Below are 25,054 nucleotides of genomic sequence, written 5' to 3'. Positions count from 1 at the left end.
CGTTGGAACTGAATTACTCAGTCCAACTTCTGGGGAGCGGTGCACATACGTCTGAGCCGTGCAGTGGTCCATTGACGCGAATGGGGCGAACGGGGCGACGGCGAAGGTCAGGCGATAGCGGGCGGTTGATCCGGCGGCGGTGCTGCGGTGCGGCCTCGGAAGAGTTCGGTCGGGAGGGTTTCGGCGGCGACGATGCCCGAGTGCGAGGACGAGAGCACCAGTTTCCCGGCTCGACGGCCTTTTTCCTCGGCGTCCTGCCGCACGGTGGTCAGGTTCTCGCGAATGGCGTCGGATATGCCGTCGAATCCGGTGACCGAGAGTTGGCTCGGCACATCGATTCCGGAGACTCTGGCGAAGTTGAGTGCACCGAGTGCGATGACGTCGGTGGTGCAGAGCAGTGCCGTGGTGTCGCGGTTGGCCTGTAGCGCCTGGGCTGCGGCGGAGTGGCCGGAGCGCACGGTGTGGTCGAATCGTTCGACGACGGTGAGGGTGTCGGGGTCGAGTCCGGCGTCGATCATGGCGGCCTGGACGCCGGCGATGCGTTCACGTTGGACGTGGAAGTGACTGTCGGCCAGCCGTCCCGGGGGTACGACGCCGTCGCGGCGGTCGCGTCCGAGCCGCATGCACAGCACTGCAAGGTGTTCGTGTCCCAGCGAGATCAGATGTGCGGCAAGCATTTTCATGGCGACGCGGTCGTCGATTGCGACGAGGGCGGCCTCGGGGATGTTGCGGGGTTGGTCGCACACGACGATCGGTAGGTGTCGTTCGCGCACTGCGGCCAGGTAGGGGTCGTCGTCGGCGACGGAGTAGACGACGAATCCGTCGACTCCTGCTTGTTGGACCACAGCGGCAGCTTGCACGTCGTCGCGTTCGGCACCGGCGGGAATGAGCAGCAGTCCTTGTCCTGCGGCCTCGCAGGATTCGGCGAGACCGGCGAGGAAGCTCATGGCGGCGGGGTCGCGGAAGGAGTAGCTGAGGGCTTCGGTGAGCAGTAGTCCGATGGCTCCGGCTTTGCGGGTGCGCAGCGATCGCGCGACCGGGTCCGGGCCTGCGTAACCGCGTCGCTTGGCTGCCTGGAGGACGCGTTCGCGCAGTTCGGGCGAGAGTTGATCGGGTCGGTTGTAGGCGTTCGAGACGGTGGTTCGCGATACCTTCAGCTCGGCTGCGATCGACGCCAACGTCGCTTGACGTCGGGGTTCGCTTGACCTGGCCATAACCGGGACGTTAGTCCCACACCACGCTGCAGAGAAAATCGAGGTTGGACTCGTCCGATTCGATACCGAGGCTGCTCGAGAGCTAGAGTACAACGGTAACGGTTTCCATTAGCGTCAAGCCCTGCCTTCAGGAGTACATCGATGTCGTCCTTCCACCGCCCGTCTCGGGTCAAGAGCTCGGCCCTCATCGGCCTGACCTGCGCTGCCGCACTGGCACTGACCGCATGCAGCTCGAACGAGCCGACGAGCACCGAGTCCGCTCCGGCCAACCCCGTCGACGGTCCGATCACGATCGTCGCGTCCACGAACGTGTGGGGCAGCGTGGCCGAGGCCGTTGCGGGCAACCTGGCCACCGTGAAATCGATCATCGCCGACCCCTCGGCAGATCCGCACTCGTACGAGGCGAGCCCCGGTGACGCCGCCGCGGTTGCCGAGGCGTCGCTGGTGGTCTACAACGGCGGCGGCTACGACCAGTTCATCGAGGACATCCTCGGTTCCGAGGGCAAGGACGTGCCGTCCGTCGATGCCTTCACATTGCTCGACGCGGACCACGATCACGACTCCGAGACGACGTCCGAGGCAGCAACAGAGTCCGCAACCGAGCCCGCGGCAGAAGACGGCCACTCGCACGGTGAGGTCAACGAACACGTCTGGTACCACGCCGAGGTCGCAGCGCACACCGCCGAGGAGATCGCCGACAAGCTCGGCCAGCTCGACCCGGACAACGCCGCGCAGTACACCGCCAACGCCGATGCGTTCCACGAGCAGATCCACGCGATCACCGACGTGACGGACCGGATCGCCGCCCAGTTCCCGAACGCACCGGTGGCCCAGACCGAACCGATCGCGCACTACCTCCTGGAGGAGTCCGATCTCGACGACCGCACGCCCGAGGACTTCAAGGACGCCATCGAGGAGGGCAACGACCCGTCGCCCGCATCGATCGCCGCGACACGGGATCTGTTCACGTCCAAGTCCGTCCGCGCGCTGGTCTACAACACTCAGACCGAAGACGCTGTCACACAGGACATTCGCACCACCAGCGAGGCTGCCGGCATCCCCGTCGTCGAGGTCACCGAGACTCTGCCCGCCGGGATGACGTTCATCGAGTGGCAGACCAAGGCCGCGACGGACCTGCAGGCCGCGCTCAGCACCAACCCGTGAGTCGATCCGCCTCCCGATCGGTGGGCAGCTGATGGAAAGCTGTAGCGCATGCCTGCTGTAGAACTGCGCGATGCCGGACTGGCCTTCGGCGACCGCACCCTCTGGCAGAACCTGGATCTGTCGGTCGCCGCGGGCGAGTTCGTCGCCGTCCTCGGCCCCAATGGGTCGGGCAAGACGTCGTTGCTCAAGGTGCTGCTCGGCCAGAACCACCTCACGTCCGGCACCGCGTCGATCGGCGGCAGTCCCGTTCGCCGCGGCCAGTCGGGCGTGGGGTACGTCCCCCAGCAACGCAACATCGACGACGATCTGCCGCTGCGCGGACGCGATCTCGTCGGTCTGGGTTGGGACGGCCACAAATGGGGCCTGGGACTGCGGGGCATGCGGCAGCGCAAGGAGACGGTGCAGCGCGCCATCGATCAGGTCGACGCCAATTCCTTCGCCGGCGCACCGGTCGGCTCGATGTCCGGTGGTGAACAGCAGCGACTGCGGATCGCCCAGGCACTCGTCGGCGATCCGTCGGTACTGCTGTGCGACGAGCCCCTGCTCAGCCTCGACCTCGCCAACCAATCGTTGGTCTCGGGCCTCATCGATCGCCGACGGCGGGAGCACGACACAGCCGTGCTGTTCGTGACGCACGAAATCAACCCGATCCTTCCGCTCGTCGACCGCGTCGTCTACATCGTCGACGGCCGGTTCCGGATCGGGACTCCCGAGACCGTCATGACCACCGAGGTGTTGTCCGAGCTGTACGGCACCGAGGTCGAGGTGCTGAAGGTTCGCGGCCGGCTGGTCGTCGTCGGAACCGGCGACTCGATCGATGCGCTCGGCTCGGCCGGTGCCCACCACCCACCCGTACCGCACGACGGAGAAGACAAGGCATGAACGAGAAGGTTCTCGACGCATTCTCGAAGATGCTCGACTTCGACACCACGGCGAATCTGCTGAGCTACGACTTCGTTCAGCAGGCGTTGATCGCCGCTGCCATTCTGGGATTGCTCGCCGGCGCGCTCGGACCGCTCATCGTCAGCAGGCAGTGGGCCTTCGCGGTACACGGATCGAGTGAACTCTCCCTCACCGGTGCGTCCGCTGCACTGCTCGTCGGCATCACCGTCGGGCTCGGTGCCATCGTCGGATCCGTCGTCGCCGCGGTGATGTTCGCCCTGCTCGGCAACAAGGCCCGCGACCGCGACTCGGTCATCGGCGTCATCATGTCGTTCGGCCTCGGCCTGTCGGTGCTGTTCATCTGGCTGTACCCGGGCCGAACCGGCACCAGCTTCTCGTTGCTCATCGGCCAGATCGTCGGCGTCGGGCAGAGCGGAATCCAGCTTCTACTGGTGTGCGCCGTTCTCGTGCTGATCGTGCTCACCGTGGTCTACCGTCCACTGCTGTTCGCCAGCACCGACCCCGAGGTGGCACTGGCCCGCGGCGTGCCCGTCCGTGCACTCTCGGTCGTGTTCGCCGTACTCGTCGGTGTTGCCTGTGCGCTGGGCGTTCAGATCGTCGGCGCGCTGCTGGTCTTGTCGCTGCTCATCACCCCGGCTGCGGCGGCTGCGCGAGTGACGGCCAGCCCGCTCAAGGCGACGCTGCTGTCCATCCTGTTCGCCGAGATCGCCGCTGTCGGTGGCATCTTGCTCTCGCTCGCCCCGGGCCTCCCGGTCTCGACCTTCGTCACGACCATCTCGTTCGTCATCTATCTTCTCTGCCGAGCTGTGGGAGCTACTCGCAAGGCCAATTCCGGACGGCTCGTCGCCGCCTAGACTGTCCAGGGTGACGGCCATCGATCTCAACGCCGATCTCGGCGAAAGCTACGGTGCGTGGACTCTGGGCGACGACGACGCCATGCTCGCGGTGGTGTCCAGTGCCAACGTCGCGTGCGGCTTTCACGCCGGTGATCCGACCACGCTGCTGCGCACGTGCCGCTCGGCTGCGAACGCGGGCGTGCGGATCGGGGCTCAGGTCGGCTATCACGACCTCGCCGGATTCGGCCGACGCTTTCTCGACGTCGCCCCCGCAGATCTCACCGCCGACGTCGTCTATCAGATCGGCGCACTCGACGGCCTTGCCCGAGTGGCCGGTTCGGCCGTCACGTACGTCAAACCGCACGGGGCGCTGTACAACGCGATCGTGCATCATCGCGAGCAGGCGAAAGCGGTCGCCGAGGCAGTGGCCGCCTACGACCCGCGTCTGCCGGTACTCGGGCTCCCCGGTTCGGCATTTCTCGACGAAGCCGAACGCGTCGGGTTACGCACGGTCGCAGAGGCTTTCGCCGACCGCGCCTACACCCCACAGGGAACACTGGTCTCGCGCACGGAACCCGGCGCGGTGCTGAGCGATCCCGAGGCGGTCGCCAAGCGGGTATCGACGATGATCACCGACGGTACGGTCGAAGCGGTGGACGGCACGACGGTCGAAGTCCGCGCCGAATCGATCTGCTTGCACGGCGACTCCCCCGGTGCTGTCGCGATGGCCACCGCCGTATCGGACTTGCTGCGCACCAACGGTATCGACGTGACAGCTTTCGTCTGATGCGCCTCCTTCCCGCAGGCGATAACGCGCTGCTGATCGAGTTCGCCGACCTGCGCGAGACCATGTCGTACCACCGCTCCATGGTCCGCCAACGGCCCGGCGCGGTCGTCGATCTGGTTCCTGCCGCCCGCACCGTGCTGGTCATCTTCGACGGGGCACCGGCACCGATACTCGAGTGGGTCGCGGCGCTGACACCCGCTGTCGACGACCCCACTACCGCATCCGATGCAGTCACCATTCCCGTCACCTACGACGGCGCAGACCTCGACGACGTCGCCCGCCTGACCGGCCTGTCCACCGCCGAAGTTGTTGCAGCGCATACAAAACAGACCTGGACGGTCGCGTTCGGCGGCTTCGCTCCCGGCTTCGGCTACCTCGTCGGCACCGACACCCGACTGCACGTGCCGCGACGTGATTCACCGCGCACCAGCGTCCCGGCAGGCGCAGTGGGTCTGGCCGGCGAGTTCTCCGGCATCTACCCGCGGTCCTCGCCCGGGGGATGGCAACTGATCGGCCGCAGCGACGTGACGCTGTGGGACAGCGAACGCACTCCGCCGGCACTGCTCACACCCGGCACTACCGTCCGATTCGAGTCGACATGAAGGCCCTGACCGTCCTGCGGACAGGTCCGCTGTGCACCGTCCAGGATCGTGGACGACGTGGCCACGCGGCGGTGGGCGTCGGACGATCCGGTGCAGCGGACCTTCGTTCACACGATGCGGCAAACCGTCTGGTGGGCAACGACTCCGGTGCCGCCACCCTGGAAGTGACGTTCGGTGGCCTGCAGGTCCGAACCGAGTTCGACGCCGTCATGGCCGTCACCGGAGCGCACGTGATCTGCCGCGTGGACGGCACCGTGCAGGGACTGCATTCGACGCTCGTGGTCCGAGCCGGGCAGGAGTTGACTCTGTCGCCGCCCTCATCGGCTCTGCGCAGCTACCTCGCCGTCCGGGGAGGCATCGACGTCCCGTCGGTTCTCGGCAGCAGATCGACGGACACGATGTCGGGCCTCGGGCCCGCTCGGCTCTCCCCCGGGACGGTGCTCCCGGTCGGCGACGCCACAGACCATTGGCCTGCAACGGATTTCGTAGTACCGACCCCGCTCGAGCAGACACTGCACATCACGTTCGGCCCACGCGAGGACTGGTTCACCGAGCATGCTCGATCCATTCTGCTGGAGCAGCCGTGGACGGTCACGCAGGATTCGGATCGCGTCGGCATCAGGCTCGACGGCGCGGAGCCCTTGACCCGCGCGGTCGACGACGAATTGCCCAGCGAGGGAATGGTTCTCGGGGCGCTACAGGTGCCACCGTCGGGACAGCCGGTGTTGTTTCTCGCCGACCATCCCGTCACGGGCGGTTATCCGGTTATCGCCGTCGTGACTGCGGCCGATGTGTCCGCCGCTGCGCAGCTGACCCCCGGAACGCAGATACGGTTCCGCGCTGTCGGTTGATCCCGGCCGCACACGACCTCACACCCGTTTTCTCGACCTCACACACCCATTCGAGCGATAGCAGGGCTGTGAGGTTCGCACGAAGGGTGTGAGGTTCAGCCTCGACGCTGACGCGCGATGTCGGCCAGCACGACGCCCGCCGCGACGGAGGCGTTGAGCGACTCGACCGGTCCGGCCATCGGGATCGACAGGATGTGATCGCAGGTCTCGCTGACCAGACGCGAGAGGCCCTTGCCCTCGGATCCGACGACGATGACGACCGGACCCTTTCCGTCGAAGGTGTCGAGGTCGGTGTCGCCGCCTGCGTCGAGGCCGACGACGGTGACGCCCTTGGACTGCCAATCCTTCAGTGTGCGAGTCAGATTGACTGCCCGCGCGATGGGCAGTCGGGCTGCGGCACCGGCGCTGGTGCGCCATGCCACGGCCGACACGCTCGCGCTGCGACGCTGCGGAATCACGACGCCGTGGCCACCGAAAGCGGCAACCGAACGCACGACGGCACCGAGGTTGCGCGGGTCGGTGATGTTGTCGAGCGCCACGAGCAGTGCGGGTTCCTGATGCGTGCGCGCGTTCGAGATCAGGTCGTCGGGGTGCGCGTAGCGGTACGGCGGCACCTGCAGGGCGAGGCCCTGATGCAATCCGTTGGCGCTGAGCTTGTCCAGATCCGAACGGGGAACCTCCAGGATGGAGATCCGTGCATCGCCTGCGCGCTGCACGGCTTCCTTGAGCCGATCGTCGCTGTCGGTGCCGACGGCAACCCACAGTGCGGTGGCGGGCACGCCTGCTCGCAGGCACTCGACGACCGGGTTGCGACCGAGTACCACCTCGGGACCGTCTTCGGCCTTGCGTCCGGCCGGACGGCCGCCCGCGCGTCCTCCGGTGGTGCCGCCGCGGTTCTGCGCGGACTTCTCGGCGAGCTTGGCTCGACGCGCCGCGGGATGCTTGGTGCGCTCGGAGGCGGGGGGCGTTGCGCCGCGGCCCTCGAGGCCCTTACGACGCTTGCCTCCGGATCCGGCGACCTGCCCCTTCTTGGTGCCGTCCTTGCGGATTGCGCCGCGCCTACTCGAATTGCCTGCCATCACAAACCTGCTTCGTCGGTCTTGCTCGTACCCAGCGACCATTCGGGCCCGTTGGGTGTATCTGTCACGTCTACTCCGGCCTTGGCCAGTCTCGTCCGTATCTCGTCGGCGACGGCCCAGTCCTTGGTCGCCTTCGCCGTTGCTCGACGCTCCAGCTCGGCCTCGACGAGAACGCCGAGTGCACCGAGAGCTGCTGCGTCCGAACCACTGTCGCTCGACCAGTGCGGATCGAGGGGGTCGACTCCGAGGATGTCGAGCATCGCCCGCACACTGCCCGCATGCTCCACGGCTGCCGGTAGGTCACCGGACTCGAGGGCGGTGTTGCCGAGGGTGACGGTGGCGTGAATCTCGGCCAACGCTTTGGGAACTCCGAGATCGTCGTCGAGAGCGGCGGCGAATCCGGCGGTCCACTTGCCCATCGGAACGTCACCGGCGCGTTCGACGGCTCGCCGGACGAACCCTTCGATGCCCCGGTACGTCACCGCTGCGGTCTCGAGCGCAGTATCGGAGTACTCGAGCATCGACCGGTAGTGCGCGCCACCGAGGTAGAACCGAAGCTCTTGCGGCCGAACCTTTTTGAGCACGTTGGGTACAGAGAGGACGTTGCCGAGAGACTTGGACATCTTCTCTCCGCCCATCGTCACCCAGCCGTTGTGCAACCAGTAGCGCGAGAAGCCGTCGCCGGCGGCCATGGACTGCGCCCGCTCGTTCTCGTGATGCGGGAACACGAGATCGAGACCGCCGCAATGGATGTCGAAGTCCGGACCGAGGTAGGTCTCCGCCATCGCCGAGCACTCGAGATGCCAGCCGGGACGGCCTGGACCCCACGGCGTCGGCCACGAGGGCTCACCGGGTTTGGCACCCTTCCACAGCGTGAAGTCGCGAGGATCGCGCTTGCCCTCGGCAACGCTCTCGCCCTGGTGTACGTCGTCGAGCTTGTGACCGGACAATGCGCCGTAACTCGGAAAGCTCTGTACGTCGAAGTACACGTCCCCGCACGAGTCGGCATACGCGTGGCCACGCTCGATCAGCCGCTCGATCATCTGAACCATCTGAGTGATGTGGCCCGTCGCACGCGGTTCGGCGGACGGCGGCAGCACACCGAGTCGGTCGTAGGCCCAGGTGAACGAACGCTCGTACGTTGCCGCCCACTCCCACCACGGTCGACCGGCGTCACGCGCCTTGTTCAGGATCTTGTCGTCGATGTCCGTCACATTGCGAACGAAAGCGACGTCGTAGTCGTGTGCCAGCAACCAGCGGCGCAGCACGTCGAACGCCACTCCGCTGCGTACGTGGCCGATGTGAGGCTCACCCTGCACCGTTGCCCCACACAGGTACACCGATACATGGCCAGGGACCAAGGGGGTGAATTCCCGCAGGGCCCTCGTCTCGGTGTCGTGTAGGTGAAGGGTCACGACCAGCAATGCTACCGGTGGTTTTACCTCGTCATGACAAGTGCGGTCGCGACAGCCGCGATTCCTTCGCCGCGACCGGTCAGCCCGAGCCCATCGGTGGTGGTCGCGGACACCGATACCGGAGCTCCGAGAACACCCGAGAGAACGTCTTGCGCCTCGACGCGGCGCGGTCCGATCTTGGGCCGATTACCGATGATCTGCACCGCAGCGTTGCCTATCGCAAAGCCGCCCGCATCGAGCAACCGTCGCACCTCGGTCAGCATCGCGGCTCCACTGACTCCGTCCCACTCGGGACGCCCGGTGCCGAAGACCGACCCCAGATCTCCCAGGCCCGCAGCGGACAGCAGGGCGTCACACAGCGCGTGTGCGGCGACGTCGCCGTCCGAATGGCCCTCGAGTCCGTCCGCGTCCTCGAAGAGCAGTCCGGCCAGCCAGCAGGGTCGACCCGGAGCGATGGGATGGACGTCGGTGCCGATGCCGACTCTCATAAGAGCGCCTCTGCCAGTAGTAGGTCGTGCGGAGTGGTGATCTTGAATGCGAGGGCGTCCCCGACGATGGTGTGCACCGTCTCGCCTATCCGCTCGACCAGTCCCGCATCGTCGGTGGAGATGTCGGTAGCGGCGGCATACGCGCGACGCAGAACGTCGGCGTCGAAGCCCTGCGGGGTCTGTACCGCACGCAGTCTCGAGCGGTCCGGGGTACCGATCACCGCGCCCATGAGATCGACTTCCTTGACGGTGTCGACGACGGGCAGCACCGGGATGACCGCTGGTCGTCCGGCTCGGACCTCGGCGACGACGCGGGCGATCAACGCGGGCGGGGTGAGAGCGCGAGCGGCGTCGTGGACCAGCACGACCGAAGCGCCTCCGATGACGGCGAGACCGGCGCGCACCGAATCGGTGCGTTCGCGGCCGCCTGCCACGACGGTGACGTCGTCGCCGACGAGCCCGCGGGCCGCGTCGAGCAGATCGACGGGCACGATGACGACGATGCGGTCGACGGCACCCGAGGCACGCAGTCCGTCCACGGATCGCTTGAGAAGAGAGTCGGTACCCAGACAGACGAAAGCCTTCGGCTCGTCGTGTCCGAGCCGAAGGCCTTTACCTGCTGCGGGTACCAGGGCGACAACGTCGCCGACGGTACCGTTCACGCTACGAAGCTGCTCATTCTGCGAAGCTGCTCACTCTACGAAGCGGTGGCGAGAACTTCGTCGAGCATGGTGTCGGCCTTGGCCTGGTCGGTTCCCTCGGCCAGTGCCAACTCGCCGACGAGGATCTGACGCGCCTTGGCGAGCATGCGCTTCTCGCCTGCCGACAGTCCGCGATCCTGTTCGCGACGCCAGAGATCGCGAACGACCTCGGCCACCTTGTTCACGTCACCGGAAGCCAGCTTCTCCAAGTTGGCCTTGTAGCGACGCGACCAGTTGGTGGGCTCTTCGGTGTGCGGTGCGCGCAGCACCTGAAAGACTTTGTCGAGGCCTTCTTGCCCGACGACATCGCGAACGCCGACGTACTCGGCATTGTCCGCGGGGACTCGAACGGTGAGGTCGCCTTGCGCGACCTTCAGAACCAAGTACTCTCTCGGTTCACCCTTGATGGTGCGTGTCTCTATCGCTTCGATCAGCGCCGCTCCGTGATGGGGGTAAACGACGGTGTCTCCGACCTTGAAAATCATGTGACAAGTGCCCCTTTCGATTTATCCAGAATACCACGCCCAATATCAACGGTGCAGGTCAGGGGCACAGTGCTGCCGAATCAGGGGTTGACACAGACCGATCGACGTGTATCCGATGCCACATTTCGGCCGCGGTCGTCACACCCCCGTTCCTTGCCGAAGGCTGCCCTACCTGGCGCATCGTGAGCAGTGGCGGACCCCACGAGCGGTCGGTGGACGAGAACTACTACTCTGCCTAGTGGACGAGATGGACCGAGCCGGCCCGGCACCACATGGAGGACGACCGAAGTGACTGCAATCGACGCTGCGACACCGCTTGGCCGCCATCGCAGAACGGCCGCTGCCCTCGCGCTTCTCGCTGGTGGCACCCTCGTGCTCACCGCCTGCGGCGCAGGTCAGATCTCGCAGACGGCCACTCAGGTCGCGGCGGTCAACGGCAATTCCGTCGACGTCGGAGACATTCAGCTTCGCAACGTGCACGTCGTGTACCCCTCCTCCGAGGAGTACAGCATCGAGCCCGGCGGCACCGTCGAGCTCGGGTTCACGGCCATCAACGCCAACCCCGCCGTGGCGGACGAGCTGACCGGGATCTCCTCTCCCGAGGCTCAGGTCACCATCGTCGACGAGGCAGAACCGGGCAGCACCGAGATCGCTCCGCTGACCGCGCTCGGTGCCGGATCACCCGCCGACACGCAGCTGGACGATCCTTTGCTTCCGATCCAGCTCATCAAGGTCGAGATGGCCGACATCAGCGAGAACGTGCGCCCGGGCCTGACGCTGCCGGTCACCTTCGAGTTCGCGAATGCGGGCGATGTTGTCGTCAACGTCCCCGTCGACGCCGGTCACGAACTCGAGCGCTCCGAAGAGGCAGTCTCCGAGCACAGCGGCGGGCACTGACCCCTCCGTACGAGGTCACCGGACCTGTCGGTGCCGATCGTTAGGCTTCCGACGTGGTCAAACTGAAGTCGAGCTACCGCTGCTCCGCGTGTCATCATTCGGTCTCCAAGTGGGTCGGTCGGTGTCCCGAATGCGGCGACTGGGGCTCGATGGACGAGGTCCAGGCCACCGCGGCACCACTCACGTCGCGCGCAGGTGCATCGGCGCTCCGCTCGGGCGGCGGCGCCATGATCCCGACGACGCCCGCAGCTGCACTGACGACCATCAGCAGCGCAACCTCGCAGGCGAACACCACCGGCATCGACGAGTTCGATCGTGTCCTCGGCGGCGGTCTGGTCCCCGGTTCGGTCGTTCTGCTGGCCGGCGAGCCGGGCGTCGGCAAGTCGACGCTGCTGCTCGAGGTGGTGCATCGGTGGGCTCGTTCGGCTCCCGATCGCCGCGCGCTCTACGTCACCGGCGAGGAATCCGCAGGGCAGGTTCGGCTGCGAGCCGACCGTACCGGCGCGGTGCACGAGCGCGTCTTTCTCGCCGCCGAGTCCGATCTGGCAACCGTGTTCGGACACGTCGAACAGGTCAAGCCCAGCCTGCTGATCGTCGATTCGGTGCAGACGATGCTCGCCGCCGACGTCGACGGCGTCATCGGCGGTGTCACTCAGGTCCGCGCCATCACCAGTGCGTTGACCACTCTGGCCAAGACCACCGGAGTCGCCGTTCTGCTCGTGGGGCACGTGACGAAGGAAGGCGCGGTGGCAGGCCCACGCTCGCTCGAACACCTCGTCGACGTGGTCCTCAACTTCGAGGGCGACAAGCACTCCACGCTGCGCATGATTCGCGGCGTCAAGAACCGGTTCGGTGCCTCGGACGAGGTGGGCTGCTTCGAGTTGCGGGAGACCGGAATCGTCGGCATCAGTGACCCGTCCGGGCTGTTCCTGCATCACCGCAACGACGCCGTCCCCGGGACCGCCGTCACCGTCACGATGGACGGCAAGCGACCGCTGCTGGCTGAGCTGCAGGCACTGATCGTCGACACCGCCATGCCGTCACCGCGACGTGCGGTCAGCGGACTCGATCACGCCCGTGTCGCGATGATTCTGGCCGTCCTGGAACGCCGGTGCGGGGTGAAGGTGTCCAAGGCCGAGGTCTATGCCGCGACGGTCGGCGGGATGCGCACGAGTGAGCCGTCCGCAGATTTGGCTCTGGCGGCTGCGGTGGCGTCGGCGGTGCGTGATCAACCGTTGCCCGCAGGAATGGTGATTCTGGGGGAAGTAGGGCTCGCCGGCGAGGTACGACGCGTCGCCGGGCTCGGGCGCCGCCTCGCCGAGGCAGCCAGACTGGGGTTCAACTACGCCATCGTCCCCGAGGACGCGGGCCCCATCCCGCCCGGCATCAAGGTCAAAACCGTCACCAACGTCGGCGAGGCCCTGACGTACACGCGTATGCGGCCGGTATGACACCGGGCGGTACCCTTTACGGCGCTGCCCGTGTGCAACGGCGTGGCCCGCATTCGGCGGCGCGTTAGTCTTTGTTGGGCACGAGCTCCAGATCTGCCGCATGCCGTTACGACACGAGGGGGTTGGCCATGGAAGGCGCCGCGCAGTCCCCGGCGTTACGCGAGACCATCGCTCGACTGGCACCGGGCACCGCCCTGCGGGACGGTCTCGAACGAATCCTGCGCGGCCGCACCGGCGGATTGATCGTCCTGGGCTACGACGAAGAGGTCGAGGCCATCTGCGACGGCGGGTTCGAGCTCGATGTCGAGTTCGCGCCGACACGACTGCGCGAGCTGTCGAAAATGGATGGCGCAGTGGTGCTTTCGACCGACGGGCAGCGCATCGTTCGGGCCAATGTTCAGCTCGTCCCCGACCACAAGATTCCTACCGTCGAATCCGGCACCCGACACCGCGCGGCCGAGCGAACAGCGATGCAGACCGGGTATCCCGTTGTCTCCGTGAGCCAGTCGATGAGCATCGTCAGTGTCTACATCAGCGGCATCAGGCACGTCGTCGAGGGCTCAGCCACCATCCTCTCGCGCGCCAATCAGGCCGTCGCCACGCTCGAGCGATACAAGGCCCGGCTCGACGAGAACACGCGTCAGCTCTCGGTCGTGGAGATCGAAGATTTCGTGACCCTGCGCGACGCGTTGACCGTCGCCCAGCGCCTCGAGATGGTGCGACGGGTGTCGGTGGAAATCGAGCAGAACGTCCTCGAACTCGGCACCGACGGCCGTCAGCTCGCTCTCCAGCTCGAAGAGTTGTTGGGCGACAACGACATCGACCGTCAACTGATCGTGCGCGACTATCTCGCCGGCAACGAACCGTCGAGCACCACCGGCGTGGAGAAAGCGCTCGCGGCTCTGGACAAGCTGACCGATGTCGACCTGTTGGACCTGACGACTCTGTCCCGGGCATTCGGTTATCCCGCGACCATCGAAGCGTTGGACACCCCGATGAGTCCGCGCGGTTATCGCGTACTGACGCGAGTGCCGCGGTTGCAGTTCAGCCAGATTCACCGACTCGTGGGCGCATTCGGCACTTTGCAGGGCCTGCTGGCCGCAACCGCAGCCGATCTGCAGTCGGTCGACGGCATCGGCGGCCTGTGGGCCAGGCACATTCGAGAGGGGCTGTCGCGCTTGGCAGAGGCCTCGATCTCCGGGCCCTACGACTAGGAAGCGCTACGACCGAGACCCGGGACCCCTGGGAGAACCGGTAACCCCTACCGCTTCTTGGTCCCCGGGAGGAAACCAGCGTCGATCACGGCTTTCACGTAGGGCCGTGCGCTCGTGATCAGCTGCTCCGCATCCGGAACGGTCTTCCACACTGCCGAAGCCATGGCGTCGGTGCGCTCCTCGATGTGCCGATCGAGAGCGGTGCCGGCCTCGGTCAACGTCTCCCCCTCGGCAGAAGTGGTGAGCAGTCCCCGGACGGCGAGTCGTTCTGCAGCCGAATCCCATTCGGTCTCGGACCACTGTCGCGTCAGCTGTGTGATGCGCTTGCCGAGTGCTCGGCGTCCGGGCTGCGGTGTCGGGCGGACGGCTTCGTGGAACACCGCTGCTTCCGCGGGGTCGAGTTCCGCGTCGATCAACGCGGCGAGGTGGCCGTCGCCCCGCCATTCACGCAGCACGGTGATCGAATGCCACAGGGCGAGATGAGGCACGTCGGGTCGTTCGGTGGAATGCCATGCTGCTGCGAGAGGACGGCCGGCGAAGGACGCCGCGTCGCCGATGCTGCGCAATCGCTCCGCGATGGTCGCGAGATCGGGCTCGGAGGCCAAGGAACCCAATGCTGCGCCGAGGACGGAGTCGAGCAGTGCCCACCGACGATCGGACACTGCATCCAGACCGACGGCCACAGCGGCCGGCCACGCCTGCTCGATCAACACCGGGTTGAAGTTGTAGAACGCAGCCGCGACGACGCTGGGCGCGCACGGACCCATCGGCGCGGCCCGTGCGCCCACGTACCAGGCATGACCGTCGAGTCCGGTGTCCTCGTACGCAGATCCGAGTTCGGGATTGAAGTACGCGGTCACATGGAAGGGTTCGAGCGTCGTGTAGGCCGCTCGGGCAAGCGCTGTCGGGGTGGTCATGAGATTCGACCGTACTCAGCCGGTGATGTTGAACGGTTCCGGCACGCTCTTGAGCTCGCCGAGCTGTGCGATGGCCTGGTATGCACCGACGCCGACCGGGACGCGCTCTTCACCGCAACCGGGAACCGAGTTGGTGCCCGACCACTTCACCGTGAAGCCGGCCTGCTCACCGGGCTTGAAGGTTCGCAGATCCGACGCAGCGTTCGGGAAGCAGTCGATGTTGGACCAGATGCGCTGATTGTCGAGCGTGTAGACGAGTGCCTGCTGCAACCCGGCACCGACGTCGCGCTGGCACTCCGCTGACCCGATGTTGGTGATCACGACGGTGAACACGGGCTCTTCGCCGAGGCGATAGGTGGCCTTCTCGGGCGTCACCTTGATCGCGAGGGACTGATCCGGGCACTGGTTGGCGATCGCCGGAGCGGGCGCACCACTGGTCGTTGCTGCTGTCGTGCCACCGCCGGCCGCGGAGTCGGTACCGCCGCCCGAACCACCGGACCCACCGGAACCGCCCGATCCCTCACCCGAACCACCGGAGCCACCCGAACCACCGGGCGTGGCAGACGAGCTGGGCGACGGCAGGGCGGACGTGGTCGCCGGAGCTGCGACCCCGGCCGGAGCGGCCTCGGGGTCGTCGGAACGACCGCTGAGCGAGGCGATGAACCACACGATCAAGCCGAGGACGACAACGGCCGCACCGATGGCGAGTGCGCGGCGTCGCCAGTAGATTTCGGGAGGCAATGGCCCGGTCGGTTCCAACACGAATCAACCGTATGCGGCCGAAGCCACGCTATCCCTGAGCCCACGCGGCGTGTCGCACCGGCGAACGGGCTTTCGGGCTGTTCGACCGTTCAGGCCGGCTGCTCGCCGATGTCGCCGATGACCTCGCGAAGCTGCGCACGCCCCTTGGACAGCTGGTACGTGAGTCCGACGATCGCCAGCTCGCCGGCTTCGACCTTCTCGGCGACGATGCGCGAACGCTGCATCAGCAGGTTGCCGGTTTCCTGGACGTGGCGCGCCTCGAACTCGTCGACGGCTTCGTGGCCGTCGCGTCGGGCCGAGAGCACCGACGGGGTGACGCGCTCGACGACGTCGCGGATGTAGCCGCCGGGCACGTCACCGCTCTCGAGTGCGTCGACGGTCGCCTGGACGGCACCGCAGTGGTCGTGTCCGAGCACGACGATCAGCGGAGCATTGAGCACCGCGACGCCGTACTCGATGGAGCCCAGCACGGCGGAATCGACGACGTGGCCGGCGGTGCGAACGACGAACATGTCGCCGAGGCCCTGATCGAAGATGATCTCGGCGGCAACGCGTGAGTCGGCGCAGCCGAACAGGATGGCCCCGGGGTGCTGAGCGCTCTCGAGCCGGGCGCGGTCCTCGATCCCCTGCGACGGATGCAGGACCTCTCCGGAGACGAACCGTTGGTTGCCTTCCTTGAGTGACTTCCAGGCAGCGATCGGATTCGAAGCAGGCATAGCTCTCATTGTGCACGCGCAGCGGGTTACCGGCGAGTCGGGTGCACGCGCAGCGGGCTACCGGCGAGTCGGGTTCACTACTGTTGGTACCCGTCACAGACACGAGAAGAGGGGCGCACAGTTGCCGATCGATCCCGAGGCCCTGCTCGGATGGTTCGATACCGACGGACGCGACCTGCCGTGGCGTCGTCCGGGAGTGACCGCATGGCAGATCCTGATGAGCGAGATCATGCTGCAGCAGACGCCCGTCGTGCGGGTGGCTCCCATCTGGGAGCAGTGGGTGCAGCGGTGGCCGGTCCCCTCGGCGATGGCGGCGTCGTCGCAAGCCGAGGTGCTGCGGGCGTGGGGGAAGCTGGGGTACCCGCGTCGCGCATTGCGTCTGCACGAGTGTTCTCGGGTGCTTGCCGAGGACTACGGCGACGAGGTTCCGCATGATGTCGACACCCTGCTCGGCCTGCCCGGCATCGGGGCCTACACGGCCAGGGCGGTGGCGACTTTCGCCTACGGCCAGCGAGTTCCGGTGGTGGACACCAATGTTCGACGCGTCGTCGCGCGTGCGTTGCACGGCAACGCCGAGCCTGGAAATCCTTCGACGACAAGGGATTTGGCCGACGTCGAACAACTGCTTCCGGTCAGCGTGCCCCGCGCCGCCCGATACTCGGCGGCGTTGATGGAGCTCGGTGCGCTCATCTGCACCGCAAAGAATCCGGCGTGCCTGCTGTGCCCACTTCCCGAGTGCGCCTGGATCGAGGCCGGGCGGCCTGCGCACACCGGCCCGGCGAAGAAGGTGCAGAAGTTCGCCGGAACCGATCGACAGGTACGCGGCAAACTGATGTCGGTCCTGCGGGAGAGCACCGGGCCGGTGGAGCGGGCTCAGCTCGACATCGTCTGGCCCACCGACCCCACCCAGCGCGACCGAGCTCTCGATTCCTTGCTCACCGACGGATTGATCGAACAAACCGAGTCGGGATTGTTCGCGCTGGCCGGTGAGGGTTCGGACGGCTAGGACGCCAGAAACTCCACCAGAGTCGCATTGACGGCATCGGGTCGTTCGAGGTAGCCGAAGTGGCCCGTATCGGCGATTTCGACGTAGCGCGCACCGGGTATCGCCGCAGCCACTTCACGACACTGCTGCACCGGAATGAGCCGGTCGTCGGCAAATCCGACGACGAGCGACTTGGCCGAAATTCGGCGATACGCTGTCAATCTGTCTGCGCCGGCACGCATTTCGAGTCCGATCTGCGCCCGCATACCGGCCGTCTTCTTGCCGCCGGAGTATTCGAGCACCGCCAGCCAGTCGCCGATCGCTGCCTCGTCGGCCAAAGTCTTGGGCGAGAAGTTCTGCATCGCAGTCATCGCCGCCCGGTACGAGGCCGGAAGTTCGACTCCGGCGTCGAACAGATCTTTCTCGCCCTTCGTCAACTGCTGACGCATCGTGGTGTTTTTGCCGTAGGTGGCCATCATCACTGCGTGCGACACCAGATCCGGCCGCGCCAACGCCAATTCCTGGGTGACGCGTGCGCCCATCGAGGTGCCGACGACGCGCACCTTTCCGCCGCCGAGATGTTCGATCAAGGCGGCGGTGTCTGCGACCAGGTCGTCGAGCGTCATTCCATGCGCACACTCGGACGACGGTGCGATACCGCGATTGTCGAATGTGACCACGCGATATCCGCTCTTCACCAGCGCGGGAACCTGATGGGTTCGCCAGACGCGGCCCGGGCTTCCCGTTCCCATCACCAGAACCACGAGCGGTCCGTCACCGGTGACGTCGTAGTTCAGGTCGATTCCGTTGAGCTGTGCGAGCGGCATTCGGATGATCCTAGTGTGCGCAGGAACCCCTCGACGGCGTCGCGATACCGCTCCGGGGCTTCGTCGTGAACGAGATGCGCCGCACCCTCGACTCGGACGTACACCGATCCGGGCTTGGCCGAGTGCATTCGGCTCATCTGGCCGGCCGGCGTGATGGTGCGCTCACCTTCGATCAACAGAACCGGAGCACGGACGGCATCCCATTCGTTCCAGAAGTGCCGCGTCCCCCACTCCTGCGAAATGGCCTCGAACGTATCGACGTCACCGTGCAGTCGCCAGCCGTCGTCGCTGAGCTCGAACGAATCCAAAAAGTACTGTCCGGCAACATCTCCGAAGAAGGCGCGTACCGCGTCGGCGTCCGGGAACGGTTGCGGCCACGCCCGGATCATCGCCGCCCAGCCGTCCGCCGTTCGACCGCGAAAGTCCGGCGCGATGTCTTCGACGACGAGCGCGGTGACCAGATCGGGTCGCCGCGCAGCCGCACACCAGCCGTGCAGCGCTCCCATCGAATGACCGACCAGCACACTGGGACCCACCGTTTCGAGGTGCTCGATCAGGTCGTCCACGAACGCCTCGGTCGTCAGTTCTGGCGGCGGAGGCCGACGGTGGCCCGGGGCGTCGTAGGTGTGCACCCGCCCGAGTTCTCGGAGCCACGGAATCTGGCGTCGCCACGTCGCCGCGCTACCCATCAGCCCGTGCAGCAGCAGTATCGAACGGCCGGATCCACCCTCGTCGTAGAGCATCACCGCCGAGCATATCGGCGGGGTAGTCTCCCGAGAATGGCCATTGTGAAGATCAACGCGATCGACGTACCCGAGGGCGCAGGCCCCGAGCTCGAGAAGCGCTTCGCCGCGCGTGCCGGAACGGTCGACGGTTCGCCCGGTTTCCTCGGGTTCCAATTGCTCCGCCCGGTCAAGGGCGAGACGCGCTATTTCGTCGTCACCCAGTGGGAGGACGAGGAGTCGTTCCAGGCCTGGTCCGGGGGACCGTCACGGCAGGCGCATGCCGGTTCCGGCGAGAGCAAGCCGGTCGCGTCGGGTGCGTCACTGCTGGAGTTCGAGGTCGTGCTGGACGTACCCGCCACCTCGTGACGGCGCAGTTCGCCCGTCAGATGGGCTGACGGGCGAGCTCCCACTCGAGTCTGGTGGGCGTTTCGGAATCGAGTTTGTGCACGGCGTCGAACAACAGCTCGGCAGGCATCGGCCGCCCGAGGTAGAACCCCTGTGCCGCATCGCAACCCAGCCGACGCAGGGCGTCGAGGGTACCCGCATCCTCGACGCCCTCGGCCATGATTCGCACGCCCAGGCTGCGAGCCAGGTCGATGGTCGAGCGAACGATGGACGCGTCGGTGTCGTCGGAGTTCATCTTCGAGACGAACGAACGGTCGATCTTGAGGGTCTGCACCGGCAGGGTCTGCAGGTACGCCAGCGAGCTGTATCCGGTCCCGTAATCGTCGATGGCCAGAGTCACCCCCAGACTGCGCAACGAGGTCAACGCAGCCACCGATCGCACCGGGTCGGTCATGGCTGTGGTTTCGGTGACCTCGAACTCCAGGGCGTGTGCCGGTACCGAGTGTTTCGCCAGTGCCGCGGCGACCTGTTCGGTGAGTGTCTCGTCGAGAAGATTCCGAACCGAAAGGTTCACCGAGACGGACAGAGTGATACCTCGTCGCCTCAGTGCGCTGCACTGCGCGAGTGCCTCGTCGAGCACCAGGGCGGTGATGGCGGGCAACATGCCGGTGCGCTCGGCATCGGGAAGAAACGTCGACGGCCCGATCAATCCCTCGCGTGGGTGCAGCCACCGCAGCAGAGCCTCGACCCGGTCGACACTGCCCGACTCGAGATCGAGGCACGGCTGGAAGAACACGCGGAGCTGATGATCGCGAATAGCCGTGTCGAGCTCGCCCAGCAGTCGCATCTGATCGTGTCGGTTTCGGTCCATGTCGGGCTCGTACAGACCGATGCGAGCATGGCCCGCCTTCGCTGACGTCAAGGCCACATGAGCACGCTGCAACATCGCCTCGCCGTCGACGCCGTTCGTCTCGGACGCCCCCGAACACTCCTCGAACGCCGCTATCCCTACCGCCGCGTCCAGGGCGACGTTGATGTCGTGCACGAACATCGTTCTGCTGACGGCGAATTGGAGCCTATGAGCCATGTCGAAAATGTCGGTTCTACCCGGCGGCCGGCGCATCGCGACGACGAACTGATCGCCTCCCAGCCGCCCCACCAGATCGTCGGACCGCACCGAGGCGACGAGGCGATGGCCGATCTCGCGAAGCACGCTGTCGCCCACGCTGTACCCGAACGTCTCGTTGATCTGAGCGAAACGGTCGATGTCGACCACGAGCGTGAAGACGTCCGATTCGCCGCGCGTGGCAAGCATCGTGTCGAGCCGCTCCCGGAGCAGGCGACGATTGCCGAGTCCGGTGACGGCGTCCGTTCGTGCCACGTTCTCGAGCACCGAAGCCTGGCTGCGCAGCGTTCCGAGGAAGCAGGCCATCCTGCCGCCGACCAAGGAGATGACCAGAGCAGAGGACAGCACGATCACCCAACCCCACTGCGCGACGGGCACTCCGCGAGCCAGTTGCACGGCCATGGCCACCGGGGTGACGGCAACCGCGAGGCCCAGACCGACGAATCGTGCCCGCCCGAATCTGAACGGACTGGGACGCTCGATGCGTGTGACCGGCCGCTCCGGAACGAACAGCGCAACGACGCCGAAGCACACGTAGGCGGCCAGCCACAGCGTGTTCGGAAGCAGCGAGCGATAGGGCTCGACATCGTCGAGCCGAGAGTAGGTGGCGAAGTCGGACACGGCCAGGAGCACTGTGCCGATGGTGGCAGCCACGACCGAGACACCGGTCGATCGCGTCAACAGATAGAGACTGCCGATGAGAGTCAGCAGAAACGCGTCGATGGTCAGGTACACGGTCGCAGGCAAGAGCGAGAGCATCGAGCCCAGCGATCCCGTCCAGTCGCCGGGAACGACGAACATCCACGCGGCCAGACCGACACCCACCGCGACCACCAGACATTCGAGCAGCTCTTCCAGACCGAAGACGAGCCCGTTCTCGTCGGCCGCACGCGCGAATCCGACAGCAATGATCAGGTACCCGGCCAGATACAGCACGTCCGAAGCAGAGAAGGTCGAGACCCGGCCGCCCCCGTATTGCATCAGGGCGACCAGCCCGTCGCCCACACCCCAGCAGGCGACGCCGAGGGCCATGTACTTCCACGTTCGGCGGTCCGGTCCGTTCTCGCGCAGCAACCGATACACGAATGCCGACACTGTGGCCAGGACCACGATTGAGTAGACGATGTCGCGGGGTAATCCAAGCGGGGCTGCAACGTAGGCCGCGATTGCGAGGGCACCCAGGCCTAGGAAGCGCGTCCACAACATGGTGGGCACATCCTTCCTAGGCTGGTCGTTACATTCCCCGAAGGTATGCAACAGCCGATCTAACCCGATGCTTGACCTCGATTCGGCACCGAACCATCCGAGGATGGGTCGATCAACGAACTATTTCAAACCTGACGACTGTTCGCCAGTCTCACATCGGGTGATCCGTTCGGTCAGCCCTCCAATGCGGCGTCCAGAGTGATCTCCACACCGGTGAGGGCCTTACTGACCGGGCAGGTCTCTTTCGCTGCCAGCGCTGCCTTGGCGAACCCGTCGGCGTCGAGACCGTCCACCTCGCCGCGGACGGTCAGTTTGATACCGGTGAGCTTGAAACCGGGCTGGTCCGGACCGAGCGAGACATCAGCGGTGACTTCGAGACTCTGCGGAGTACCGCCCGCTTCGGCGATCAGCGCCGACAGTTGCATCGCGTAACAACTCGAATGAGCCGCTGCGATCAATTCCTCCGGGCTGGTGGTGCCGCCCGCGTTCTCGGCGGCACGCTTGGGAAACGACACGTCGAACGTCGCTGCACCCGAACTGGACAGCTCCACCTGGCCGGAACCTTGTTCGAGAGTTCCATTCCATGCGGTGCGTGAGGTACGTGTTGGCATCGAACCGAGTCCTTTCGTCGTCGACCCTTCATAGGGCCGATACTCAGGCTAACGTCGGCGGGGTGACCGGGCCATCGAGTGCGGAGATCTCGAGATGACGAACGGGCGAACCACCAGTTGCCTGCGGCGAACAGCGATGATCGTGGCGGGGGTGCTCGTGTCGGGAGTCGCGCTGTCGGCACCCGTCGTCGCCGATCCCCTGTCGGACTTCTACGACGTGCCGGTGGAATCGACGGGACATTCACCCGGCGATGTGGTGCGAGTACGGCCGATGAACTCGCCCAAAGGTTTCGGGCTCGGCTTCGACATCGAACGAATCCTGTACAACTCCACCGATGCGCACGGCCAACCCATGACCGTCTCCGGGTACACGATGACCCCCACCGCACCGTGGCCCGGCCCCGGACCGCGACCGGTGATCGCCTACGCGCCCGGCACATCCGGGATGGCCGATCGATGCGCCGGATCGGCGGTTCTCGGTACCGTCGGATCGTCCCCCGCCATCCTGCCGTTACTGCTGGCCGGCTATCGCGTCGTGGCGACCGATTACCAGGGACTCGGCACTCCGGGCGGGCACACGTACCTGAACCGCCTGGCCTCGGGACACGCGTTGCTCGACGTGGCGAGAACCGCCGACGCCGAAACCCCGGTGGTGCTGTACGGGTACTCCGAGGGCGGGTTCGCATCCGGGGCCGCTGCCGAACTTGCGGCCACCTACGCCCCTGAACTCGACATCGTCGGGGCGTATGTCGGTGCGCCACCGGCAGATCCGACGCTCAACGTCGAACCCCTCGACGGAACCGCACTCGGCAGCGCCGTCCTGTTCGCGATCGACGGGATGATCAACGCCTACCCCGACCGTGCCGACGAGATCCGAAGCGTGTTCGACGCCGGCGGCACCGCGCTGCTCGACGCCGCGCAGAACTGGTGCAGCACCGACCACGCCGCGAACGACGCCGTCGACACGAGCGAACTCACCCGAGACGGACGCCCACTCGCCGCGCACCTGAACGACCCCGGAATATCCGAGGTGATCGACGCGAACACCGTCGGCCGAATCGCACCGAGCATGCCGGTCTACCTGTCGCACGGCATCGCGGACGACGTCGTACCTATCGAGCAGTCCCGCATACTGCTCGAACGCTGGCGGGAACTCGGTGCCGACGTCACCTACCGCGAATACGATTTTCCGGTCGTCCCGATGACGGGCGCGAACCATGCACCCGGAGCCCTGGCCGCATACGCCGACATATTGCCCTGGATCGCGGACCTCGTTCACAGAACCTAGGCCTGATCTCAGCACCGAAATCAGGGTCTTCACCGAGGCGATCGCGGGGAGTTCCTTGATTCACTCGTGCGGCAACGCAGTTCGCCGACCGAGGGACGCCCATTCATGCGCATCGTGCACACCCTGTTGACCGTGGCAGCCATCCTTACCTCGATCTCTCCTGTTCCACCCGACACCGACGCCCGGTCGGACGTCGAGCACGTCGCCGAAGAGTTGGGCCTGCCCGGAGTGGCGCTTCGCGTCGTCTCCGAAGGCGAGGTCACCGAGGACGTGGCGGTCGGGATGGACGGAAACGGTTCCCCGATCGACGACGGCACACCCTTCGTGTGGGGTTCGGTATCGAAATCGGTGACGGCAGCAACGGTGCAGGCGCTCGTGGCCCAGCACCGTCTCGACCTGACCGATCTCGTCGAAGATGTTCTGCCCGAATCGAATTCGATCATCTCGGCCGACGTCACCGTTGCAGACCTGATCCACCACTCCGGCGGGCTACCCGACGACGTCACCGCGTTGGACGTATGGGGAAGAACAGAACGAGCCCTCGACGTGGTGCCCACCCTGCGGCTCACACCCGACGACCCGGGTTCGTTCCGCTACTCCAGCCTCGACTACCTACTGCTGCAAGCAATCGTCGAGAAAATCACCGACGAACCGTTTGCCGACGTCGTCGCCCGTGAAACCGGTGTGCACACCAGCGAAGCAGTGCCACCCGGTCACGTCCCGTTCTTCACCTTCCCTCGACGCATCGACACCGGAATCGACAACGCCGGGTTGGGCTACGGCTACCTCGCCGGATCCATCGACGAACTCTCACGCTACGCATCGAGCCGACTCACCACGGTGGCGTCGACCAGTAGAGATACGGTGCCCACGGGGTCGGGACTGTCCTACGGATTCGGCTGGTACGTCGAAACCCTGCCCGACGGTACCGAGATGCGCTGGCACTCGGGGGCCGTTCCCGGCTACTTCACCCACGTCGCGCTCATCCCGGAACGCCACATGGCCGTAGTGTTCGCGACCAATCGATACGGCGAACTCGAAGCCGAACAGTTGGCCTCGGCGGCCCGCGCACTGGTTCTCACTCGACTCGGATTCGACGAGCCCCGCAGCACCGGCCCGGGCCTGTACGCCATGCTGTCGATCGGCTCGACCGCTGTCGCCGTGCTGCTCGCCGTGCGCGCGATCCGCATTCTGCTTCGCCTGCAAACCGCACCCGGCCGGTGGGCACCTGCGCACGTCCTCATGGCTGTCGCTGCCGGAGGAGTGCTGTACTTCGCGACGCCGACGCTCACCGGTGTACCCATCTCCACCCTGGGCCGCTGGGCTCCCGACATGACAGTGCTGTTCTGGCTCGTGCTGACGGAACTTGCCGTCATCGCCGTTGCTCTCGCTGTTCGCATTTTCCGTCAATGGACCACTGCACTGCACTGGACCCCGTGGGTTGGACCGTTAATGCAAA

The 25,054-nt window shown here is 66.1% G+C and carries 26 protein-coding genes; 13 read left to right on the top strand and 13 right to left on the bottom strand.

All coding sequences use genetic code 11. The annotated features are described in order from the left end of the window. Positions 1-107: 107 nt before the first annotated feature. Positions 108-1,214, bottom strand: coding sequence for a LacI family DNA-binding transcriptional regulator (locus QM588_RS25395; protein WP_283317394.1), 1,107 nt, complete (start codon positions 1,212-1,214; stop codon positions 108-110). A 141-nt stretch (positions 1,215-1,355) separates the two neighbouring features. Between QM588_RS25395 and QM588_RS25390 the strand changes: the two genes are divergently transcribed. From QM588_RS25390 to QM588_RS25365, 6 genes are read left to right on the top strand one after another with little or no spacing between them, the layout of a single operon-like run. After that, positions 1,356-2,378 carry a metal ABC transporter solute-binding protein, Zn/Mn family gene (locus QM588_RS25390; protein ID WP_283317393.1) on the top strand — a complete coding sequence of 341 codons (1,023 nt, stop codon included), beginning with the start codon at positions 1,356-1,358 and terminating at the stop codon, positions 2,376-2,378. Positions 2,379-2,426: 48 nt separating this feature from the next. Next, complete coding sequence (locus QM588_RS25385; protein WP_283317392.1) at positions 2,427-3,260, top strand: metal ABC transporter ATP-binding protein; 834 nt, start codon at positions 2,427-2,429, stop codon at positions 3,258-3,260. Next, positions 3,257-4,135 (top strand): metal ABC transporter permease, encoded by an 879-nt coding sequence (locus tag QM588_RS25380; RefSeq protein WP_032373661.1) that lies wholly within the window; start codon positions 3,257-3,259, stop codon positions 4,133-4,135. Before QM588_RS25385 ends, QM588_RS25380 begins: the two co-directional genes overlap by 4 nt. Before the next feature lie 10 nt (positions 4,136-4,145). Beyond that, positions 4,146-4,904: a LamB/YcsF family protein gene (locus QM588_RS25375; RefSeq protein ID WP_283317391.1), complete on the top strand. Its 759-nt coding sequence runs from the start codon at positions 4,146-4,148 to the stop codon at positions 4,902-4,904. Beyond that, on the top strand, positions 4,904-5,506 hold the full coding sequence (locus QM588_RS25370) for a 5-oxoprolinase subunit B family protein (protein WP_283317390.1): 603 nt from the start codon (positions 4,904-4,906) through the stop codon (positions 5,504-5,506). Before QM588_RS25375 ends, QM588_RS25370 begins: the two co-directional genes overlap by 1 nt. After that, positions 5,503-6,357, top strand: a complete 855-nt coding sequence (locus QM588_RS25365; RefSeq protein WP_283317388.1) for a biotin-dependent carboxyltransferase family protein — start codon at positions 5,503-5,505, stop codon at positions 6,355-6,357. The genes QM588_RS25370 and QM588_RS25365 overlap by 4 nt, the downstream gene beginning before the upstream one ends. Positions 6,358-6,452: 95 nt before the next feature. Here the strand turns inward: QM588_RS25365 and rlmB are convergent, their stop codons facing one another. Genes rlmB through QM588_RS25340 form a run of 5 tightly spaced genes read right to left on the bottom strand, consistent with a single transcriptional unit; the run spans position 6,453 to position 10,525 of the window. Continuing rightward, on the bottom strand, positions 6,453-7,436 hold the full coding sequence (rlmB, locus tag QM588_RS25360) for a 23S rRNA (guanosine(2251)-2'-O)-methyltransferase RlmB (RefSeq protein ID WP_032373657.1): 984 nt from the start codon (positions 7,434-7,436) through the stop codon (positions 6,453-6,455). After that, positions 7,436-8,851 (bottom strand): cysteine--tRNA ligase, encoded by a 1,416-nt coding sequence (gene cysS / locus QM588_RS25355; RefSeq protein WP_283317386.1) that lies wholly within the window; start codon positions 8,849-8,851, stop codon positions 7,436-7,438. Before cysS ends, rlmB begins: the two co-directional genes overlap by 1 nt. A 23-nt stretch (positions 8,852-8,874) precedes the next feature. Further along, entirely contained in the window at positions 8,875-9,339 is a 465-nt protein-coding gene (gene ispF / locus QM588_RS25350) for a 2-C-methyl-D-erythritol 2,4-cyclodiphosphate synthase (RefSeq protein WP_283317384.1), read from the bottom strand. Continuing rightward, positions 9,336-10,001 (bottom strand): 2-C-methyl-D-erythritol 4-phosphate cytidylyltransferase, encoded by a 666-nt coding sequence (ispD, locus tag QM588_RS25345; protein ID WP_283317382.1) that lies wholly within the window; start codon positions 9,999-10,001, stop codon positions 9,336-9,338. The genes ispF and ispD overlap by 4 nt, the downstream gene beginning before the upstream one ends. Positions 10,002-10,036: 35 nt before the next feature. Next, complete coding sequence (locus QM588_RS25340; RefSeq protein ID WP_027494344.1) at positions 10,037-10,525, bottom strand: CarD family transcriptional regulator; 489 nt, start codon at positions 10,523-10,525, stop codon at positions 10,037-10,039. A 288-nt stretch (positions 10,526-10,813) separates the two neighbouring features. On the opposite strand from QM588_RS25340, the gene QM588_RS25335 reads away from it, so the two are divergent. The 3 genes from QM588_RS25335 (at position 10,814) to disA (ending at position 14,087) form a co-directional block, all read left to right on the top strand. After that, positions 10,814-11,422 (top strand): hypothetical protein, encoded by a 609-nt coding sequence (locus tag QM588_RS25335; RefSeq protein WP_027494345.1) that lies wholly within the window; start codon positions 10,814-10,816, stop codon positions 11,420-11,422. Positions 11,423-11,475: 53 nt separating this feature from the next. Continuing rightward, positions 11,476-12,873: a DNA repair protein RadA gene (radA, locus tag QM588_RS25330; protein ID WP_027494346.1), complete on the top strand. Its 1,398-nt coding sequence runs from the start codon at positions 11,476-11,478 to the stop codon at positions 12,871-12,873. A gap of 128 nt (positions 12,874-13,001) precedes the next feature. Continuing rightward, positions 13,002-14,087 (top strand): DNA integrity scanning diadenylate cyclase DisA, encoded by a 1,086-nt coding sequence (disA, locus tag QM588_RS25325; protein WP_027494347.1) that lies wholly within the window; start codon positions 13,002-13,004, stop codon positions 14,085-14,087. A 47-nt stretch (positions 14,088-14,134) separates the two neighbouring features. Here disA and QM588_RS25320 read toward each other — a convergent pair whose 3' ends face one another. From QM588_RS25320 to QM588_RS25310, 3 genes are all read right to left on the bottom strand, one after another. Continuing rightward, positions 14,135-15,004 (bottom strand): SCO6745 family protein, encoded by an 870-nt coding sequence (locus QM588_RS25320; protein ID WP_027494348.1) that lies wholly within the window; start codon positions 15,002-15,004, stop codon positions 14,135-14,137. Between the two features lie 15 nt (positions 15,005-15,019). Continuing rightward, on the bottom strand, positions 15,020-15,766 hold the full coding sequence (locus QM588_RS25315) for a hypothetical protein (protein WP_027494349.1): 747 nt from the start codon (positions 15,764-15,766) through the stop codon (positions 15,020-15,022). A gap of 89 nt (positions 15,767-15,855) precedes the next feature. Beyond that, positions 15,856-16,482, bottom strand: coding sequence for a carbonic anhydrase (locus QM588_RS25310; protein WP_027494350.1), 627 nt, complete (start codon positions 16,480-16,482; stop codon positions 15,856-15,858). Positions 16,483-16,603: 121 nt separating this feature from the next. Between QM588_RS25310 and QM588_RS25305 the strand changes: the two genes are divergently transcribed. Next, positions 16,604-17,488, top strand: coding sequence for an A/G-specific adenine glycosylase (locus QM588_RS25305; RefSeq protein ID WP_032391282.1), 885 nt, complete (start codon positions 16,604-16,606; stop codon positions 17,486-17,488). Here QM588_RS25305 and QM588_RS25300 read toward each other — a convergent pair. Further along, complete coding sequence (locus tag QM588_RS25300) at positions 17,485-18,294, bottom strand: alpha/beta fold hydrolase (protein ID WP_283317376.1); 810 nt, start codon at positions 18,292-18,294, stop codon at positions 17,485-17,487. The genes QM588_RS25305 and QM588_RS25300 overlap by 4 nt on opposite strands. Next, positions 18,261-19,037, bottom strand: a complete 777-nt coding sequence (locus QM588_RS25295) for an alpha/beta fold hydrolase (RefSeq protein WP_283317375.1) — start codon at positions 19,035-19,037, stop codon at positions 18,261-18,263. Before QM588_RS25295 ends, QM588_RS25300 begins: the two co-directional genes overlap by 34 nt. 36 nt (positions 19,038-19,073) lie before the next feature. Here QM588_RS25295 and QM588_RS25290 point away from each other — a divergent pair, with 36 nt between their 5' ends. Beyond that, positions 19,074-19,385 carry an antibiotic biosynthesis monooxygenase family protein gene (locus QM588_RS25290; protein WP_027494354.1) on the top strand — a complete coding sequence of 104 codons (312 nt, stop codon included), beginning with the start codon at positions 19,074-19,076 and terminating at the stop codon, positions 19,383-19,385. 16 nt (positions 19,386-19,401) lie between these two features. On the opposite strand, the gene QM588_RS25285 is transcribed toward QM588_RS25290, so the two are convergent. Together QM588_RS25285 and QM588_RS25280 are read right to left on the bottom strand one after the other, a co-directional pair. Continuing rightward, on the bottom strand, positions 19,402-21,696 hold the full coding sequence (locus QM588_RS25285) for a putative bifunctional diguanylate cyclase/phosphodiesterase (protein WP_283317374.1): 2,295 nt from the start codon (positions 21,694-21,696) through the stop codon (positions 19,402-19,404). A 173-nt stretch (positions 21,697-21,869) separates the two neighbouring features. After that, positions 21,870-22,307, bottom strand: a complete 438-nt coding sequence (locus QM588_RS25280) for an OsmC family protein (RefSeq protein ID WP_283317373.1) — start codon at positions 22,305-22,307, stop codon at positions 21,870-21,872. Between the two features lie 94 nt (positions 22,308-22,401). Between QM588_RS25280 and QM588_RS25275 the strand changes: the two genes are divergently transcribed. Both QM588_RS25275 and QM588_RS25270 read left to right on the top strand, forming a co-directional pair. After that, positions 22,402-23,595 (top strand): lipase family protein, encoded by a 1,194-nt coding sequence (locus QM588_RS25275; RefSeq protein ID WP_283317371.1) that lies wholly within the window; start codon positions 22,402-22,404, stop codon positions 23,593-23,595. A gap of 105 nt (positions 23,596-23,700) precedes the next feature. Then, on the top strand, positions 23,701-25,054 hold a 1,354-nt coding region (locus QM588_RS25270), incomplete at its 3' end, for a serine hydrolase domain-containing protein (RefSeq protein ID WP_283317370.1).

The sequence above is a fragment of the Rhodococcus sp. IEGM 1354 genome (assembly GCF_030056855.1).
Lineage (GTDB): Bacteria > Actinomycetota > Actinomycetes > Mycobacteriales > Mycobacteriaceae > Rhodococcoides.
The sequence above is the reverse complement of the archived record's forward strand: the minus strand, read 5'-3'. Positions and strand labels throughout refer to the sequence as shown.

Bases quoted from the DNA above. Each gene is read 5' to 3' on its own strand.
- QM588_RS25365 (WP_283317388.1), top strand. From the start codon at position 5,503: ATGAAGGCCCTGACCGTCCTGCGGACAGGTCCGCTGTGCACCGTCCAG.
- QM588_RS25320 (WP_027494348.1), bottom strand. From the start codon at position 15,004: ATGACCACCCCGACAGCGCTTGCCCGAGCGGCCTACACGACGCTCGAA.
- QM588_RS25285 (WP_283317374.1), bottom strand. From the start codon at position 21,696: ATGTTGTGGACGCGCTTCCTAGGCCTGGGTGCCCTCGCAATCGCGGCC.
- QM588_RS25385 (WP_283317392.1), top strand. From the start codon at position 2,427: ATGCCTGCTGTAGAACTGCGCGATGCCGGACTGGCCTTCGGCGACCGC.
- QM588_RS25290 (WP_027494354.1), top strand. From the start codon at position 19,074: ATGGCCATTGTGAAGATCAACGCGATCGACGTACCCGAGGGCGCAGGC.
- QM588_RS25280 (WP_283317373.1), bottom strand. From the start codon at position 22,307: ATGCCAACACGTACCTCACGCACCGCATGGAATGGAACTCTCGAACAA.
- QM588_RS25310 (WP_027494350.1), bottom strand. From the start codon at position 16,482: ATGCCTGCTTCGAATCCGATCGCTGCCTGGAAGTCACTCAAGGAAGGC.
- QM588_RS25370 (WP_283317390.1), top strand. From the start codon at position 4,904: ATGCGCCTCCTTCCCGCAGGCGATAACGCGCTGCTGATCGAGTTCGCC.
- rlmB (WP_032373657.1), bottom strand. From the start codon at position 7,436: ATGGCAGGCAATTCGAGTAGGCGCGGCGCAATCCGCAAGGACGGCACC.
- QM588_RS25380 (WP_032373661.1), top strand. From the start codon at position 3,257: ATGAACGAGAAGGTTCTCGACGCATTCTCGAAGATGCTCGACTTCGAC.
- QM588_RS25390 (WP_283317393.1), top strand. From the start codon at position 1,356: ATGTCGTCCTTCCACCGCCCGTCTCGGGTCAAGAGCTCGGCCCTCATC.
- QM588_RS25275 (WP_283317371.1), top strand. From the start codon at position 22,402: ATGACGAACGGGCGAACCACCAGTTGCCTGCGGCGAACAGCGATGATC.
- QM588_RS25395 (WP_283317394.1), bottom strand. From the start codon at position 1,214: ATGGCCAGGTCAAGCGAACCCCGACGTCAAGCGACGTTGGCGTCGATC.
- QM588_RS25340 (WP_027494344.1), bottom strand. From the start codon at position 10,525: ATGATTTTCAAGGTCGGAGACACCGTCGTTTACCCCCATCACGGAGCG.
- disA (WP_027494347.1), top strand. From the start codon at position 13,002: ATGGAAGGCGCCGCGCAGTCCCCGGCGTTACGCGAGACCATCGCTCGA.
- QM588_RS25300 (WP_283317376.1), bottom strand. From the start codon at position 18,294: ATGCCGCTCGCACAGCTCAACGGAATCGACCTGAACTACGACGTCACC.
- ispF (WP_283317384.1), bottom strand. From the start codon at position 9,339: ATGAGAGTCGGCATCGGCACCGACGTCCATCCCATCGCTCCGGGTCGA.
- QM588_RS25295 (WP_283317375.1), bottom strand. From the start codon at position 19,037: ATGCTCTACGACGAGGGTGGATCCGGCCGTTCGATACTGCTGCTGCAC.